The 18,242-nt window shown below is 33.8% G+C and carries 12 protein-coding genes and 1 pseudogene; 11 read left to right on the top strand and 2 right to left on the bottom strand.

Annotated features, from left to right (window positions below; all coding sequences use genetic code 11):
- Positions 1–10 precede the first annotated feature (10 nt).
- From NBX25_RS18710 to NBX25_RS18760, 11 genes and pseudogenes are all read left to right on the top strand, one after another.
- A complete protein-coding gene (locus NBX25_RS18710; RefSeq protein WP_250254890.1) occupies positions 11–2,404 on the top strand; it encodes a vWA domain-containing protein in 2,394 nt (797 codons plus the stop codon).
- 67 nt (positions 2,405–2,471) lie between these two features.
- Positions 2,472–5,243, top strand: a complete 2,772-nt coding sequence (locus tag NBX25_RS18715; protein ID WP_250254891.1) for a hypothetical protein — start codon at positions 2,472–2,474, stop codon at positions 5,241–5,243.
- Between the two features lie 3 nt (positions 5,244–5,246).
- Positions 5,247–9,743 (top strand): TonB-dependent receptor plug domain-containing protein, encoded by a 4,497-nt coding sequence (locus NBX25_RS18720; protein WP_250254893.1) that lies wholly within the window; start codon positions 5,247–5,249, stop codon positions 9,741–9,743.
- 230 nt (positions 9,744–9,973) lie between these two features.
- Positions 9,974–10,342, top strand: a pseudogene (locus NBX25_RS18725) (thrombospondin type 3 repeat-containing protein); the annotation flags it as partial.
- Positions 10,325–11,761, top strand: coding sequence for a T9SS type A sorting domain-containing protein (locus tag NBX25_RS18730; protein WP_349815585.1), 1,437 nt, complete (start codon positions 10,325–10,327; stop codon positions 11,759–11,761). The pseudogene NBX25_RS18725 and the gene NBX25_RS18730, both read left to right, overlap by 18 nt.
- Before the next feature lie 123 nt (positions 11,762–11,884).
- Positions 11,885–12,388 carry a GbsR/MarR family transcriptional regulator gene (locus NBX25_RS18735; protein ID WP_123910884.1) on the top strand — a complete coding sequence of 168 codons (504 nt, stop codon included), beginning with the start codon at positions 11,885–11,887 and terminating at the stop codon, positions 12,386–12,388.
- A 426-nt stretch (positions 12,389–12,814) separates the two neighbouring features.
- Positions 12,815–13,216 carry a hypothetical protein gene (locus NBX25_RS18740; RefSeq protein ID WP_123910886.1) on the top strand — a complete coding sequence of 134 codons (402 nt, stop codon included), beginning with the start codon at positions 12,815–12,817 and terminating at the stop codon, positions 13,214–13,216.
- A 77-nt stretch (positions 13,217–13,293) separates the two neighbouring features.
- Positions 13,294–14,106: a DCC1-like thiol-disulfide oxidoreductase family protein gene (locus tag NBX25_RS18745; protein ID WP_250254895.1), complete on the top strand. Its 813-nt coding sequence runs from the start codon at positions 13,294–13,296 to the stop codon at positions 14,104–14,106.
- Between the two features lie 25 nt (positions 14,107–14,131).
- A complete protein-coding gene (locus NBX25_RS18750) occupies positions 14,132–14,608 on the top strand; it encodes an SRPBCC family protein (RefSeq protein ID WP_250254897.1) in 477 nt (158 codons plus the stop codon).
- Between the two features lie 117 nt (positions 14,609–14,725).
- A complete protein-coding gene (locus NBX25_RS18755) occupies positions 14,726–15,430 on the top strand; it encodes a YqjF family protein (protein ID WP_250254898.1) in 705 nt (234 codons plus the stop codon).
- A 71-nt stretch (positions 15,431–15,501) separates the two neighbouring features.
- Positions 15,502–16,401, top strand: a complete 900-nt coding sequence (locus NBX25_RS18760; protein WP_250254900.1) for a TIGR01777 family oxidoreductase — start codon at positions 15,502–15,504, stop codon at positions 16,399–16,401.
- Positions 16,402–16,419: 18 nt separating this feature from the next.
- Here NBX25_RS18760 and NBX25_RS18765 read toward each other — a convergent pair whose 3' ends face one another.
- Both NBX25_RS18765 and NBX25_RS18770 read right to left on the bottom strand, forming a co-directional pair.
- Positions 16,420–16,794: a hypothetical protein gene (locus tag NBX25_RS18765; protein ID WP_250254902.1), complete on the bottom strand. Its 375-nt coding sequence runs from the start codon at positions 16,792–16,794 to the stop codon at positions 16,420–16,422.
- 254 nt (positions 16,795–17,048) lie between these two features.
- On the bottom strand, positions 17,049–17,930 hold the full coding sequence (locus NBX25_RS18770; protein WP_123910891.1) for a hypothetical protein: 882 nt from the start codon (positions 17,928–17,930) through the stop codon (positions 17,049–17,051).
- Between the last annotated feature and the right edge of the window lie 312 nt (positions 17,931–18,242).

Below are 18,242 nucleotides of genomic sequence, written 5' to 3' on the forward strand. Positions count from 1 at the left end.
TTTTACAACAATGGAAAATAATCATATCGATCAACAATTCAATGAAGCTTCTAAACTTTCAGAAGAACCAACCGTTTTTACTGGTTTTGATAAAGTTTGGGACAAAGTAGAAGAAAAATTAGATCAAAAAAAAGAAAAAAAGAAAATCATTCCTGTCTGGTTCCCTTACGGGATAGCAGCAAGCCTAATGATAGGAATAGGTGCTTTATATTTCCTGAATAAAAAAGAAAAAGAGCAGCCTGTAAAACCGGAAATGGCAGAACACAAAATATTACAGGAACCTATAACTGATACGCATATTGTGGAAATAGACCATACAACAAAAGAGAATCTTCAGAAAGAGAAGAATAAAGTGTATCCTAAAGTAGAAAAGGCAATAGTATATAGTAATTATGTTCCGGAGCCATTAAGAATGCCTAATCATGTGTCTACAGCTTCCCCACCAACATACATAGAAACTTCTGATGCAGTAAAGAGTATTGATGAAGTTGTAATGACTGGATATGGTATTAAAAAAAAGGTAGAATCAACAACATCAAGCTCAACTGTTGTCACTACAACAAATATTTCCCCTCAATATTCTGCTGTTAACACATTACAAGGAAGAGTGGCAGGGATACAAATAACATCATCAGATAGCAGACTCCAAAGAAACAATGAGATTAAAAATACTTTTAACAATATCAATTCCGGTTATCTTGACAATAAACCGGTAATGATCAGAGGTGCTGTTTCTATCAGTGCAGAAAATACTCCTTTGTATATCATCAATGGAAAAGTAGAAGGAGCGGATTACTTCAGAAGCTTAAATCCTGATAAAATTGGAAGTTTGAATATTCTGAAAGGAGCTTCTGCTACTGCAATATATGGAAGTAAAGCCTCACATGGGGTAATCATAGCAACCACTAAAAAGCTTTCAAAAAGAGAAAGAAAAAGAATGGAGAAGCTTCAGGAAGAGATTAGTAAACATAAACAGATTTTATCTACACCTAATGAGGAAAGTTATGATGCATTTGTTGAAAACCCATTTGAACTGACACAAAATCAACCTTTGTCAACATTTTCTATAGACGTGGATAATTCATCTTATTCTAATATCAGAAGAATGATTAACAATGGAGAAACCATAAATAAGAATGCGGTAAGGATTGAAGAAATGATTAATTACTTTAAATATGATTATCCGCAGCCAAAAAACAATGATCCGTTTTCCATCAACACGGAGTACAATGACGCTCCCTGGAATTCCAATCATAAACTGTTGAAGATAGGATTGCAGGGGAAAAATATTCCGATGAATCTTTTACCAGTCTCTAATCTTATTTTTCTTATTGATGTATCTGGCTCCATGAATGAACAAAATAAACTGCCATTATTGAAGTCTTCTTTCAAGGTATTATTGAGCCAGCTCCGGCCTAAAGATAAAGTGGGAATTGTAGTCTATGCTGGAAATGCAGGGGTGGTCCTGCCATCTACATTTGCAGGTGATAAGGATAAAATTATTCAGGCTTTAGATCGTCTTCAGGCAGGAGGAAGTACTGCGGGAGGAGAAGGAATAGAGTTGGCTTATAAAATGGCACAGGAAAACTTTGTAAAGGAAGGGAATAACCGTGTTATTATTGCTACGGATGGAGATTTTAATGTAGGTGCATCTTCAGGATCAGACCTTCAAACTCTTATTGAGAATAAAAGAAAATCTGGAGTATTTCTAACCTGTTTAGGTTTTGGAATGGGTAATTATAAGGATAATACTTTGGAAACATTGGCCAATAAAGGAAATGGAAACTATGCCTATATTGATAATATGCAGGAAGCTAATAAGTTCCTTGGGAAAGAATTTGCAGGAAATATGTATGCTATTGCTAAAGATGTAAAGATTCAGATTGAATTTAACCCGGAATATGTAAAATCTTATCGTTTAATTGGCTACGAAAACAGAAAACTGAGAAATGAAGACTTTGTCAATGACAAAATAGATGCTGGAGAATTGGGAAGCGGACATACTGTAACTGCTTTGTATGAAGTCATTCCTACAGATATAAAATCAGACTTCATTCCCAAAGATAGCAACCTGAAATATACTCTGAATGCTTCCTCGAAAGAGTTCGGAGATGAGCTGGCGACTATAAAATTCAGATATAAAGAGCCTGATGGAGATACCAGTCGTGAAATCACTCAGATTGTTAAAAACATTGATAAAAGAATGGCTTCTGCCAGTTTGGACTTTAAATTCGCTTCCTCAGTAGCATGGTTTGGTTTGGTACTAAGAAACTCCGAGCTGATTACAAAAAAAGACCTTTCTGATATTGAAAACCTGGCCAAGCAGGGCAAGAATAAAGATGAACAAGGTTATCGATCAGAGTTTATACGATTGATAGAGTCTTATAAAACAACACAAAAATAAAAATCTGAGAAAAAGAAATTTCCCCGGAAATTTCTTTTTCCTTATTTTAGTACACATTACCATGAAGATGAGAAAAAACTATTTACTGTTACTGCTGCCGTTTACTGTTACGGTATTGCAGGCGCAAAATTCAACCTTATATTATTCAGGAAAATTTTTAAATCATAAAGATAAACCACAAAACTTTTTAAAAGTCTATAATAAAAACAGTGGTGTATATGAACTAACTGATGAAGAAGGATTTGCAATCATTGCAGCCAAACCCTATGATACTCTAGTTTGGAATCAAGGAAAAAGTACCCAGATTGTTGTATCATATCAGTTAAGAGAATTGAAAAACATTCTTGAAAGTCAGGTAGAGAAAAAAAATGTACAGGAAATTTACAATAAAACATATGACAGCCTGGTTTCACAAAAGAATTATGATAAGTTCAGTATTGAGAATGCCTCAACAATTCTAAATAATAATTCCGACAGGTATTTTAACAGTGTAAGAAAGATTAAGCAGAGAAAAGACAGTATGTATGTCCTGAAAGAGCAAAAGAAGTGGACGTTATTATTGAATGGCGGGTTTACCTCTTCTTTGGATGTCAAAAGCCATAATGCCCTTCCAGCAACTCAGAATAAATATGTACAAGGAAGATCCGGTAATGGAACCCTTATCTGGAATGATCCTGGCACCAATGAAGTGTTTAGCTTTGGACCTGATATTTCTACATTAGCTTTTGATGGAATCCCTTATCAATACGATCAGAACGGCAGACTGGTTCCTTTAGCTGACGGAAATAAGCAGGCTGTACTCTATAATAATAATCTGTTTCAAACGATGGTTGGATATAACAATCAGCTTAATGTCAATACAATTATAAAACAAGGATACAAGGAGAAATTTCGCCTTTCATTGGATTTGGGGCAGCAAAAAAATCAATTATACTTCATTGATCAATTTAATCTGATCAATTCTATTAAAACAAAGCTGAACACAGATTTAGGAGGCTATTTGGTGAAGTTTTTCTTTAATTATGAAGAGAATAAAGCAACAAATACCAATAGGATAGGGCTTTTCAATAGAGCATTTCAAAATTCTTTACTGACTCCCGTTTCGTTCTCAAATGCTCAGCAGACCTTTTTGGATAATGGAAAGCAACGAAGCTACAGCCAAAATGCCGATAATCCGGAATTCCTTTTTGTACAGGATCAAAAATACCGTTATCAAAACCGGCAGCGGCAGTTTAGCCTTAATGCAGATAAAACCTTTGGAAATTTTAAATTAAATATCGTTCAGTCTTACGAAAGTAATTTCATTTGGAATCTGGATCAATATCAACCATCTACTTATGGATTCAATAATGGAATAACCAGTAAAAGAGAACAAAATAACAGGTTATATCACTCTAATATACAAGGGAGATATGAATTGGGTAATTATAATTTTAAGAATGTTTTTAATCTTAATTTTATTCTGAATGGTATCAAATCTGACGTTTACAATAGCCTAATCAATAAAAGATATAGTTATCAAAGAACCTCTCAGGATTATATTTTCAACTATAATATGGGACTCAGGTCCGGTGATTTTGAAGCTGATTTTAATCTTGGAAATTCCTTTTATGTCTCCAATACATCAGATAAAAACAATTACTGGCTTCCAAAGGCAGCTGGATATTTGCGGTTTAAAGATATATTTGACTGGTATAACTATGAATTTAAAATTTCAGGAAACTATAGCCATCTCAGCTCAGAGCCTGAAATTACTCGGTCCTACGCCTCCTATGCTTCTACTTTACTGAAAGCAGAAAGTTATTACCGTTATTTTCCCGTACACGAAGTGGAAAGTTTCAAAGGGCTATCTAATATCAATACAAAAGAATGGAAAATAGGTGGAAAGATCAATTTCGGATATAGTATTAGCCTTGAAGGGGAATATTTTAACAGAAAAACTGAAGGCGATGTTTTTCCGGTATTTGACAACAATCAGTTAAGGCTAAAAAATATGGCAGATCATACGTATAGCGGGTATGAATTTAATTTTGCTTATGATAGACTTTTTCTGGCAAATGATTTTTTTGCAACAAACAAAATTTCATTTTTCAAATATAAAGATATTGTAGGTTGTGTGATATCCGGTTATAACAATACTTCGATTTCAGGATTTCAGGATATTTATAAAACTCTTGCGGAAGGAGAGGTGTTGGGAGCTGTCAAGGGAAGTTATTTTGAAAGGAATTCTGAAGGACAGCTCATTATTGACGATTCCGGATTCCCGAAAAAGGCTGCCGGAATGAAGATTATTGCAGATCCAACTCCTGATTTTGTAATGAAATTCAATCATAATTTAGTCTATAAAAGATGGATTTTAGATATCAACTGGGAATGGAAAAAAGGAGGCCAGATCTGGGATGGAACTCAGGCTGTTATGGATTATTATGGACGTTCCTATGATTCCGGAGAAGAAAGAAACATCAAAAATTATGTTTTTCAGGGAGTATTGGCTAATGGTAATCATAACCAGACTCTGGTGGATTTTTATGATCCTCATCAAAACGTTCATGAAAACAGATGGTCCAGATATGGATATCTTGGGGTGGCAGAAACCTATATTCAGAAGGCAGATCATATAAGGATTAATAATATTTCATTATCCACTTTTTTTCCTCTGAATAATAGCCAGCGATCTATGAAAATTACGTTGTATGTAGATAATATCATGCTCTGGCAGGCGAATAAAGGAGTAGATCCCAACCAGAATTTCTATGATACAGACAATGGAAGAGGACTGGATTTCTTTAATCTTCCCTCTTTTAAAACATTTGGCTGCATTGTTTCATTCAAATTTTAACCCATGAATTTCAAATTTATATCATATATCATATCACTGAGCCTATTGTTTTCATCAGTATTGCTAAAGGCACAGGATTCATTTAAGGATTTTGAAAAAGAAAAAACATATATTCAGACCAATCATGTTTTCTATAAACCGGGAGAGGACATGTATTTTAAAATATATGTAGTGCAGGGAAAGAATAATCTTCCGGCAAGTGAAAGCAGGGTGGTCAATTTTGAAATCATTGACCCTTCCGGAAGTGTTTTAACAAAGTCCAAATATAAAATTAACAATGGCTATGCCAACGGATACTTCTCTTTCGCTGATGATATGAAGGGTGGTGTTTACAAGATTAGAGCCTATACCAACTGGATGCAGAATGAGGAAGGAAAAAATGCTTTTGAAAAAGAAATTACCTTGCAGAAAATAGTATCTCCAAGGATTTTAATGAAGCTGGATTTTCCAAAGAAAGGATATAGCTCCGGTGATGAAGTCACCGCAGACTTTTCAATGCGAAGTCTGGGTAATCTACCCATTCCTTTTTACGAAGCGGATTATGTGGTAACTTATAATGGGGAAATTGTTACTGAAGGCAAGCTTATTACAGACAAGGAAGGAAAAAAACTATTGCAGTTCAGACTTCCCAAATCCTTAAAATCCTCAGATGCACTTTTAAATATTAAAGTTAATTTTGATGGATTTACAGAATCTATTTCAAGAAATATTCCTATTGTACTGAACAATCTGGATGTGAAATTTTTACCTGAAGGAGGAACTTTTATCAACGGAACAGAACAGAATATTGCATTCAAAATATTGGATGAATATGAAAAACCGGTAGACGCAGTTTTGGGTATTTATAATCAGAACCATGAAAAAATATCTGAAGTTTCCACTTATAATTTCGGGATGGGAAGCTTCTTTCTTACTCCGAAAATAGGAGAAACATATTATGCAAAAGTTGTAAAACCTGAAAATATTACACAGATTTATCATCTTCCTGAGTCTAAAAATAATGGCTTGATGTTGAATATCAAAAAAGAAAATGGAATACTTTTATTGAAAACGGTGACTACACAGGAAAAGAATATCGTTTTAAAAGGATTTTTCCGTGATAAAGAAATTTACAGCAAAGAGATTTCTTTACAAAACGGGATCAACTCATTGGAGCTGCCAGAAAAATATCTGCCGGTTGGAATTTGTCGTTTTACGTTATTTGAAAATAATATTCCTCTTGCAGAACGTATTGTCTTTACCAATAAAGATCAGCAACTGAATATCAAGGTAAAGCCTGTAAAAGATTATTATCAGCCAAGAGAAAAAGTAGTGCTGAATATTGAGACTACTGATAAAAATAACCAACCAATACCAGCAAATCTTGCCATAAGTGTAGTGGATGATAAGCTTTGGACTTATGCTGACGATAAACAGAATCATATCAGTTCATGGTTCCTGATGGATTCTGAACTGAAAGGAAAGATTGAAAAGCCTCAGTTTTATTTTGATAAAAAAGAAGAAAAAGCAGAAAAAAGTCTGGATCTTGTGATGCTCACCAATGGATACAGGTATTTTGAACTGATTCCGGAGATTGTTAAAACAGGTAAATACAAATTTCTGCCGGAAAAAAGAGGGACAGTATATGGAGTCGTAGAAGATGAGAATAAGAAACCGGTAAAAGCCAATGTTTTTCTTGTAGAATCGTATGGAGGCCAGATTCTTAAACAAGCAACAACAGAAAATGGTCAGTTTTATTTCTCAGGGATGGAAGGTAGTAATTCTTACAAATTGATTGCTAAATCCATTCAGCCTAAACATAAAGTAAAAATAAGAGTTTTGTCATATAAATTGGAGATAAATCCGCTTGTTAAGCAAAAGCTAAATAACATAAATGTAGAAGAAATTATAAAAGAAGCTGAAATCAAAGAAAAACTGAAACAAATACCACCAAAAATAAATAATACAAAGAAGGATACTATTTCTGGAAAAAATATTGAGGAAGTTGTGGTGGTAGGATACGGAACTTTGATGAATAAAAAGACAAGTACCTCTTCGGTAAGCATTATTGGCAATTCTGAAATTAAAGATTCTAATTATGGGTCATTATTACAGGGAAAAGTTGCAGGAGTCACTGTAACTCCGGCTGGAGAACAGCAAAAAGGAAATTTTGTGGTCAGAGGGACTTCATCAATATCAAACAAAAGTCCATTATTTGTGGTAGATGGAGTTCCGGTAGAAAATTTTAATACAGCCATCAATCCCAATGATATTAACAGCGTTACAGTTTTGAAGGATGTGGCGGCAACAGCCATTTACGGGAGCAGAGCCGTTAATGGAGTTGTCATTATTAATTCATTTTCTAATAGTTTGGCTCAGAATAAGCTGGATATCACCCCTAAATCTTATTTTGCAGTTCTATCTATTCCTACAGATGAACTTATCAAATATTCGGTAAATAAAGAATTTGTCTATCCCGAATATAAAACAACTAATACTTCTTATAGATTTGATTACAGAGAAGCTATTTATTGGAATCCTGTAGTGGAAACTGATAAAGAAGGTAAAGCAAAAGTAGAATTCTATAATTCAGATGTCAATTCCACCTTCAGAGCGATGACAGAAGGAATTTCAGCGTCCGGATTGATAGGCAGAGAAGAAACCACTTATGCAGCACAAAGCCTTATATCTATTGATGCTAAGATTCCACAGTATTTGACAAGAACGGACGAAATGCTTATTCCTGTAGTGATCAAAAATAATTCCAGAGAAACCAGAAAAATGGTAATGGACGTTATTGTTCCCAATCATGTAAAGTTGATGTCATCAGATAGCCTGATTACTTTAAAACCTTTGGAGTCAGGAAGATTATTTGTTAAAATACAGACAGATGAAGTAGTAAATTCTAATATTCAGTTTATTATAAGATCTGGAGATTTCAGGGAAACAATGATTCTTCCTTTTAAGGTTGAAGAGAAAGGATTTTTACATCAGTTTTCTTTAATAGATAACAAGGCGGAGAAAATTCAGTTTACAATTCCTGAATATATCAATGGAAGCCTGTTTTCATCTTATTATGTATTTGAAAATGCCGCTTTGAAAATGCTTGATGATCTTGAAAGGTTGAAGAGAGAACCGCATGGATGTTTTGAGCAGCTGTCATCAACAGTATATCCTAATATTTTTATTCTGGATTATTTAAAATTAAGCAAGAAAATTGATAGTTCCACAGAAAGCCTTGTGATCAAAAATCTGAAAAAAGGCTTCCAGAAAATGTTAAGCTATAAAAATAAAGACGGCGGTGTTGGATACTTTAATACAACTGAGTCAGATGTCTCTCTTTCTGCATTTGCTTTACTCGAGTTTACAGATCTGAAAAGGCATATTGTGATTGATCCAAAGATTATTCAAGGATTATCATCATTTATTTTGTCAAAAAAATCAAGGAATGGACTTTTTGGAGTACGAAGATATTATGAATCCCAAACAGGATCATACTCAGAATACGATTGGTCAAGAAATATGTATGTACTCTATGCATTATCTCAGTTAGGCTTTAAAACTGAAATTGAAGATTCTTATCAAGTAATGCTGAAAAGAGCCTTGTTGAAAAAAGATTCTTATCAACTGGCTTTATTGGCTAATGCAGCAGCGAATCTTGGAAAACATCAGGAATATGATAACTTAATGTTTGTTTTAAATAATCAGTTTGAAAATCAAAAATTTAACGTTGCAACTACCTTTACGGGTTCCGGAGGATATTCAGCCAATGCAGAAGCACTTTCATTGTATATGATGGCACTTCAGAAAGATGAAAAACTTAATCAGCAAACTATCGCAAAAGCAGCAGATCAGCTTTTAAGTTACAATGGAGGCTATGGATTTGGATCAACTCAGGCAACAAGTTTGGCTTTACAGGCGTTGTCTCAGTTTTTTATTAAAAATGAAAAGCTATTTAGAACTGATAGACCTGTTATTAAAATAAACAACGCTTTAGTATCATCTGGTTTAAATATTGCATCTGCTTACAAAACCGGGAACAATACCATTAATATAGATTACCCTTCACAGACAGGGCTTCTTTATAAGTTAGAGTATCAATATTATACTCTGAAGGCGCCGGAAAGTTCGGATATTCCTTTAACCATGGAGACGAAATTAATGTCCGAAAATTCCAGAGTAGGAGAAACCAACAGAATGACAGTCACCCTTAAAAACAAAGTGAATAATCAGTTGCCTATGACAGTTGCTAAAATTGGTATTCCTGCAGGACTGACTCTGCAAACGTCTTTACTAAAAAATCTAATAGATAAAAAACAAATTTCTTATTATGAGATATTTGACAATTATCTGGTTTTGTATTGGGAACATTTTGATGCTGAAGAAACAAAAACCATCAACCTTGATCTGAAAGTAGAATTTGCAGGAACATATACAGGAAAATCAAGCAATGTTTATCTTTATTATATGCCGGAGTCAAAGTATTGGAACCAAGGTATAAATACTACTATTACTCCATAGTATTTATTAAGTATAAGTCAAACCTAAAAACCGCCTCATCAGTTATGGAGCGGTTTTTATGGTTGAAAATTTTATCAATTTCATTTAAATTAATTTTAATAATTTCCCACAGAAATTTATAACGCATGAAAAAAACGATTATAACCATATTAGGGCTTACTTTATTAGTGAGCTGTAAAACTCAAAATGCTTCAGATTCTTCAAATGAAAACAAAACATACAGTATAAGAAAAGATAAAGATCAGGACGGCGTTCCTAATAAAGATGATCATTGCCCTGAAATAGCAGGACTTCCTGAATTTAGTGGCTGTCCTGATACCGATGGAGATGGTATGGCAGATAAAGATGATGCCTGTCCAACTGTTGCAGGACCGTTAGAAAATAATGGCTGTCCGTGGCCTGATACTGATGGGGACGGAGTCATTGATAAAGACGATGCCTGCCCAACTGTAATTGGACCTCCTGAGAATAATGGCTGTCCATGGCCGGATACCGATGGAGATGGAGTTCTGGATAAAGATGATGCCTGTCCTACTGTTCCGGGAGGACCAGAATATAATGGTTGTCCAAAACCGAAAGCGATGGTCGCTTCAGAAATTTCAAGTACTGTAAGAAGTGGAGTAGCTTCTACAAAAGTTTCGATAGTAAAAAAATCAAAAGGTTCAAAAAAAGATAAGGATGAATTTCCTGAAGCAGGGAAATTAACTGCAGGAGAGGTGAATGACTTTTCAAAATGGGATTATTGGCAAGATATGGCTGCTCCTGCTTTATCTCAATATAAAGAAGAATGGAAACTATTTCCAGATAGAAGAGTTTCAGTTCAGCTAGTTAATAAAAATAAAAAACCAGTCATTGGTAAGAAATTAAGATTGTTGAATGACAAGAAAGAAATAGTATGGCAAGCTGTTTCTGATAATAAAGGAAGTGCTGAACTGTGGATTGCTCCGAGAATTGATGATAAATCTTCATCAAAAAAGTATTTTATTACAGATGATAAAGGGAAAATATTATCAAGTAATGTGACTTTATTTAAGAAAGGACAAAATGTAATTAGTCTTGATGTCCCTTGCCTTGAAAAAAGAAATCTGGATTTAGCTTTTATAGTGGATGCTACAGGTTCTATGGGAGATGAAATCACTTATTTACAATCTGAATTATTGGATGTATTGAAAAAAGTTGAGAAAAAATTAGCCAATACTACAGATGTTCGATACGGATCCGTTTTTTACAGGGATCAAGGTGATGAATATGTAACAAGAGAATTTGATTTTTCTGATAAAGCTGTAAATCTGGTTAACTTTATAAAAAAACAAAGAGCAGGTGGTGGTGGAGATTTTCCTGAAGCCGTGGTAGAAGCATTAGATTCTTCAATAGATAAATTGAGCTGGAGCAAAGGAAATTCTACTAAAATTATGTTTTTAATTCTGGATGCCCCGCCCCACTATTCAGAAGAGAATATTAATAAATTGTACGATAAGATAAAGCTGGCAGCACAGAAAGGGATTACAATAATTCCACTGGCTGCAAGTGATACAGATAAGCAGACAGAATATCTGATGAGGACTTTTGCCCTGCTTACAAATGGGACTTATACATTTCTTACCAATCACAGTGGGATTGGAAATAATCATATTGAACCAACAACAGACTCTTATGAAGTAGAAAAATTAAATGAACTGTTATTAAGATTAATTTTACAGCGTTCAACAATACCTTCCTGCCAGGCACCTTCTAAGAATGAATATATCAATAAAAAGATTGAAATAGAATTAGAAAATGAAGAAAACCCCAAGATTAAAATTTATCCGAATCCTACAAAAGGAGTGATTAATATACAATCAAATAAACAAATTGATGAGTTGTATTTATATGACTTCAGTGGTAAAATTTTAATAAGACAAGAAAAATTGCCTAAAGGGACAAATAAAATTGATATTACGTCTTATCCGCAAAGTGCTTATTTAATGAGATGCAGATATGGTGAACAATGGGATACTTTTAAAATTATTAAAAATTAAATAACTACAGTAAAACAGGCATTCAAGCGGATGTCTGTTTTATTTTAAAATTAATTTTCAGAAATTATTGAAAATTCAAAAAATATAATTACATTTGTATCAGAAACTTAAAGTACAAACAAAATGCAACTTTCAGAAGCTAAAGAAAAATACATTCAGACCTGGGGAACTTTTGCTACCAATTGGGGAATCAACCGTACGATGGCACAGGTCCATGCATTACTTTTGGCGAGTGGTAAACCATTGTCTACAGATGAGGTGATGGAACAGCTGGAAATTTCGAGAGGAAATGCCAATATGAATCTTCGTGCTTTAATTGATTGGGGTATTGTAAGGAAAGAATTTATTAAAGGGGATCGTAAAGAATACTTCGTAGCAGAAAAAGATGTATGGTATCTTTTTAAACAAATTACCAAAGAACGTAGGAAAAGAGAAATTGAGCCGGTAATCTCCTTTCTTGAAGAGCTAAGGAATATTGAAGATAATGATTCGGAGGAAGCAAAAGAATTCATTAAGTTGATGGATGATTTCAGCTCTGTAACCGGGAAAATCAACAATATCATGGATCTGGCAATTAAAAGTGATGATCACTGGTTGGTAGGTAAAATTACCAACCTGTTGAAATAAAATAGAAAGGGATGAAGGTCCTTTTTTATTTCAGATAAACTTTCAAAAATTATTGAAAATATAATATTTTTAAAATGTTCAATATTATTTAATATCTGGTTTTCCTTAGCATCAGTTTCTACATTACAATTGACGTAGGAAGAAGATGTTATCAGGCAGGAAAAGCCTATCTGAAATATTTGCTTCATGATGAAACTCTCTGTCTGACTATCAATAGAATTCTTCTTGGTTGTTATTATTTATTGAATTTAGGATACATCGCTGTAAGCCTTACCAGTTGGGAAAAGATAGAGAATATAGATGAGATGATAAGAATAACAGCGATACGCATTGGAAGTATTGTATTGATATTATGTGGATTGCACTATATGAACATTTTTACCCTTTATTTTTTGAGAAAAAAACTAACCTTTAAATAATATTATTATGATACTTACTGTTTTAACCACCTCGTATAATTTTTCCGCTTACATGATCTATTTACCCATTGTAATTACCCTTACAGTTTTGGTATCTCAGTTTCTGTTCAAGAATTCTAAGGCATTTATGGTTGATATTTTCCACCAGAAAAAAGACATCGCTATGGCAACCAACTCCCTTTTTAAGATCGGGTTTTACCTTCTGAATATCGGATTTGCGTTGTGTATTATCGAGTTTTTTCAAATTGAAAGTATTGAAAGATTGGTTGTAGCGCTGAGTAAAAAGATTGGCGGCTTTTCCATTTATCTTGGAATAATGATGCTTTTAAATCTATTATTATTCCTGAAAGGACGTAAACATGCATTGAATAAAGAAAACCATATCAAAAATGAAAACATTGATATTTAAGATCTGGATGTATCTTACTTTCAGATCAAAACACAAACGAACCCGAGGAGATTTTCTCAACCTTTAAAATAAATGTCATGAAAACGCTCAAAAACCACACCCTGATTTACGACAATGAATGTCCTATGTGTGCAATGTATTCCAAAGGCTTTACAAAATATGGTATGCTGGATGAAAACGGAAGAGAAGCCTTTACGGAAATATCAGTCAGAAATAAAGATCTTGTGGATTTTCACCGGGCAAAAAACGAAATTGCTTTGGTAGATCATGATAAGAATAGAGTAGTTTATGGCTTAGATAGTTTGTTGCTAATCATTGGAAACTCATTTCCATTATTAGAAACAATAGCCAGAATACAACCTTTGTATTGGTTCTTTAAAAAAGTATATTCCTTTGTTTCCTATAACCGAAAACAGATTATTCCATCTAAAAAAGATAATACAGAACAATCTTGTGTACCTGATTTTAATCTGAAATATAGACTGATTTATATCGCTTTTGTAATGTTCTTTTCAGCTTATGTTTTAAGTTTATATTCAGGAAAGCTTGGGGTTAATTTAACGCCCAATTTCTTAAGAGAATTAGCTGTATGTTTAGGACAGGTCCTTTGGCAAACCCTATTTCTAAAGAGATATTTAAAAGATAAGATTTGGGATTACCTAGGCAATATGATGACCGTTTCTTTAATAGGGACACTTCTCTTGATTCCAGCTTTGTTTGTGAACATTACCTCGGTTTTTCACCTCATTTATTTCGGAATTGTTGTAATCATCATGTTTTTGGAGCATTTGAGAAGATGCAGGATCTTAAAACTAAACTACATTCCTAGTATTTCCTGGATACTGTTTAGGGTAGCAGCACTCGTCATCATCATTTTGACTACTCTTTAAAAATTATAAAATAACCCCTTTTGATATGTCTAGAATTTATTTAGAAACTCTGATCGACGCTGATATTGAAACCGTTTTTGATTTAGCAAGAAATATAGATCTGCACCAAGAGTCAACCTCGCGAACCTATGAAAAAGCTATCGCAGGACGTACATCCGGTTTGATTGAGGAAAACGAAACTGTAACCTGGAGAGCAAAACATTTAGGAATATATCAAACCCTCACCACAAAAATTATCAGCATGGAAAAGCCTAATCAGTTTACTGATAAAATGCAGAAAGGAGCCTTCAAATCATTGTACCACCAGCATATTTTTAAAACAGTAGATGGAAAAACACGGATGACTGATATTTTTGATTTCGAATCTCCATTAGGAATAATAGGAAAAATGTTCAATAAGTTATTTCTTAAAAATTATCTCAAAAAATTTCTTCTGGAAAGAAACCAATTAATAAAAATAACTGCAGAATCAATAAACTCACAACCACAATCAGAACACTAACAACAACACCAATCCAACCACGAAGTGGCGATTTAGATTTAACCCCAGGATAGAATAAAATTCGATCAACCATACAACAACCATACAACAAACAACAACCCATAAACCACCCACATCATGAATTTTTTAAAAGCAGAATGGCGAAAATTAGCCATCATCAATTACGAAATCAATCCAGAGGTATTATTAAAATACCTACCGGAAGGTACAGAACTCGATTTCTATAAAGGCAAATGTTATGTAAGCCTAGTTGGCTTTATGTTTTTAAATACGAAATTATTGGGTTTACCTATTCCTTTTCATCGTAATTTTGAAGAAGTAAACCTTAGATTTTATGTCAGGAAATATGAAAATGGAGAATGGAAAAGAGGAGTAGTTTTTATCAAAGAAATTGTTCCTAAGCCGGCTTTAAGTTTTGTAGCCAATTCTATTTATAAAGAAAACTACCATACAATGCCAATGAAAAACGAAATTCATCAACAAGAAGATGAACTGCTGATCCGGTATTCATGGAAAGACAAAAAGTGGAATTCTATTCAGATTACAGCAGAAAATAAGGCACAACCCATGGATGCAAATTCAGAATTTGAGTTCATTACGGAACATTATTATGGTTTTACCAAAAAAGAAGATAAAACCTCAGAATATGAAGTTTGTCACCCAAAATGGGACTGTTATCAGGTAAAAGATTATCAATTGGAAATCGATTTTCAAAAGATTTACGGAAAAGACTTTCAATGTCTTAATCATCAGGAGCCCATTTCGGTAATGCTGGCTGAAGGTTCAGAAATAGAAGTGAAAACAAAAAAATACATCATCTAAAATACTCCAGATCACAACCCACACCCCAAAACTCAAACTTAAAATAACTCACTTTCCTAAACTTCAAAAAAATGAAAATAATTATCGCCGCCGGAACCGGATTTCTTGGTAAAAACTTAGAAAAATATTTTACAGGAAAAGGAGATCAAGTCTACATTCTGACGCGCAAGCCTACTCGTAAAAATGAAATTTATTGGAATGCGAAAACAATAGGAGAATGGAAGAATATTCTTGAAGAAGCAGATGTACTCATCAATCTTACAGGGAAATCCGTGGATTGCCGTTATGATGAAAAGAATAAAGCAGAAATTTATGAATCAAGAATTGACAGTACAAGAATATTACAAGAAGCTGTTAATCGTTGTTCTGTTTCTCCAAAAATTTGGCTGAATGCAAGTTCTGCTACCATTTATGTGCATTCAGAAAAACACTTGAATATAGAGGACAACGGAATTATCGGTGATGACTTTTCAATGAATATCTGTAAAATCTGGGAAAGCGAATTTTTTAGAATCCAAAATGAAGGTATAAGAAAAGTTGCACTTCGTACTTCCATTGTATTGGGAAATAACGGGGGAGCATTTCCAAAACTGAAAATGATAACAAAATTAGGAATGGGTGGAAAACAGGGAAGAGGAAATCAGATGGTAAGCTGGATTCATATTGATGATTTCTGCAGGGCTATAGACTGGGTTATTCAACATAAGAATGTGGAAGGTTCTATAAATATAACAGCTCCCGCTCCATTATCTAATGAAGCCATGATGAAAAAACTAAGAAAAGAAATCAGAGCTCCATTTGGGTTAAATGCTCCGGTATGGCAGTTGGAGATCGCCTCCATATTTCTGAAAACTGAAACTGAACTCTTGTTGAAAAGCCGTAATGTTTACCCTGAAAAACTCATTGAAAGTGGTTTTCAGTTTTCTTACCCAACTTTTGATGAGGCTATTCTTAAATTACTAAAAGCTTAACCTCTATCACAATATATGCTATACCAACCTGCATGGAACTTCCAGATCTTCTGTAAGGTAATAACTGCAACACAAACGATGATAACCATCAGCAATAATAAGTTCGTGCTGGCCTCTTACCAGCAGAATGGGAGACAGTTTTTTATTCTTTTCTACCTTTTTCAGATTCTCTTTAACATGAATATTGGTATCTGGAAGTAAAGCTAGCTTACTGGCACGAAGAATATCCTTAGATTTTTTAGTAATCGTTTTTGCCTCTTTTAAACTTTCAACAATTTTCTGTGCTTCATCAGGAGTAAAGAGCAGCTCTAGATAATCAAGTGCAGCAGGAAAATCGTGGTCTTCCGGTTCTTTCATCCAGAGACTGTCTTTGGTTAGCGTATTTTTTTTCATTATTGTTTTTGAATAGGGTTAAATGATACTTAAAGGTATAAAAAATACTTCATAATCAGAATCGTAGCATAGATGAAATCATCATAAAAACATTAAAACCCCTGATTTTTCTCCTATGATGTCTTCCGTTTTAATTTAAAATTTAATTGTCTATTTTCAAAAATAAAAACTCCTCCAATAGTAGCATTGAAGGAGTATATATAGATTTCGGGTGACAACCTCTCAGGTTTTACGAGAGTGTCTTTACCGTATTTTTAATATTTTCTTGCTAATAGTAAGTTCAGTAGGAAAGTACCGGTCCAGTTACTGTTGTTAGCTCCATTGGTTCCAATAAAGTCAATACGGGCAACAGATACGGTCAATCTTGTTCTCCCAGCAGTACCATCATTGGCAAGACTTACAAATGATGCTGTAAATACATCGGGAAAACTTGAATTATTTCCTGCTGTTAAAGTAGGATACATATTTGTTACATTAAATGGTGTTCCCTGATATTCATAAACAATGGTCATTCTACTTGCATTGGAATATGCAGCAGTATGGGCATTGTTTATTGAAGTTTTACTGATTACCCACCATCTGTCAGTTCCAGTCCCTGTATCATACGTCGTAACGGTATGGTTAGTCCAGTCAGCAATGGCCCCACTTCCACCTCCATGAGGAGGAATAGATAACTGTGCTCCATAAATTTCCACATTACTTGGTTTAGGGAGTACGGTGAAAGATAAATCCCAGGTTCCACCTGTGGAATTGCCATTGTTTACCACTTCAGCATAGGCTCCTAAAGGAATGACAAAAGAAGTAACCGGTGTATTATCAATTCTTAGGGTGTTACCACTTGATGCCTGTAAAGTAATAGAAGAAGAGGAGATATTCTTGATCTTGTAAATTCTTCCCGTATAACTTGTCGTTCCGGTTCCAATAACCGGTAGGGTAAATGTAGTATTGGCTGTTCCATTGTAAGTAATATAATGATCAGTAGCTAAAACAGAGTAAGTAGTTGTTGATACTTCCTTATAGCCGGCTCTTAAAGATCCGTTAATCGCTAAAGTACTATTGGGAGTTGTGGTGTTAATACCAACCTGTGCGTTTAGGGTTACTGCACAGAATAAAAAAAATAAAATATATTTTCTCATGTTGCTTTTTTTAAATGTTTTGGCAAAAATATAGAAAAATAATTATTATTGAGTGCTTTTTTAATGAATTTTAAGATTATTTTAATACAAATCTCTTTTAGGTGATATTTTTAAATTGTGAAATAATGGATTGTTTTTAATGGCAACTTGCATGATTAGTGTGTGTTATTGTTTTTTGCTATGAAAATAATATATCTTGTGATATTTGTTGAGGTTTTATTTTTTTTAACGAAATGTTAAAATATGATTGGTTTGCTTGTGATATATATAATTGCTTGGAAGCAGGTTGGTATTTAGGTATAATGCATTTAC

Source organism: Chryseobacterium sp. Marseille-Q3244 (assembly GCF_940807095.1).
In the GTDB taxonomy this organism is placed as follows: domain Bacteria; phylum Bacteroidota; class Bacteroidia; order Flavobacteriales; family Weeksellaceae; genus Chryseobacterium.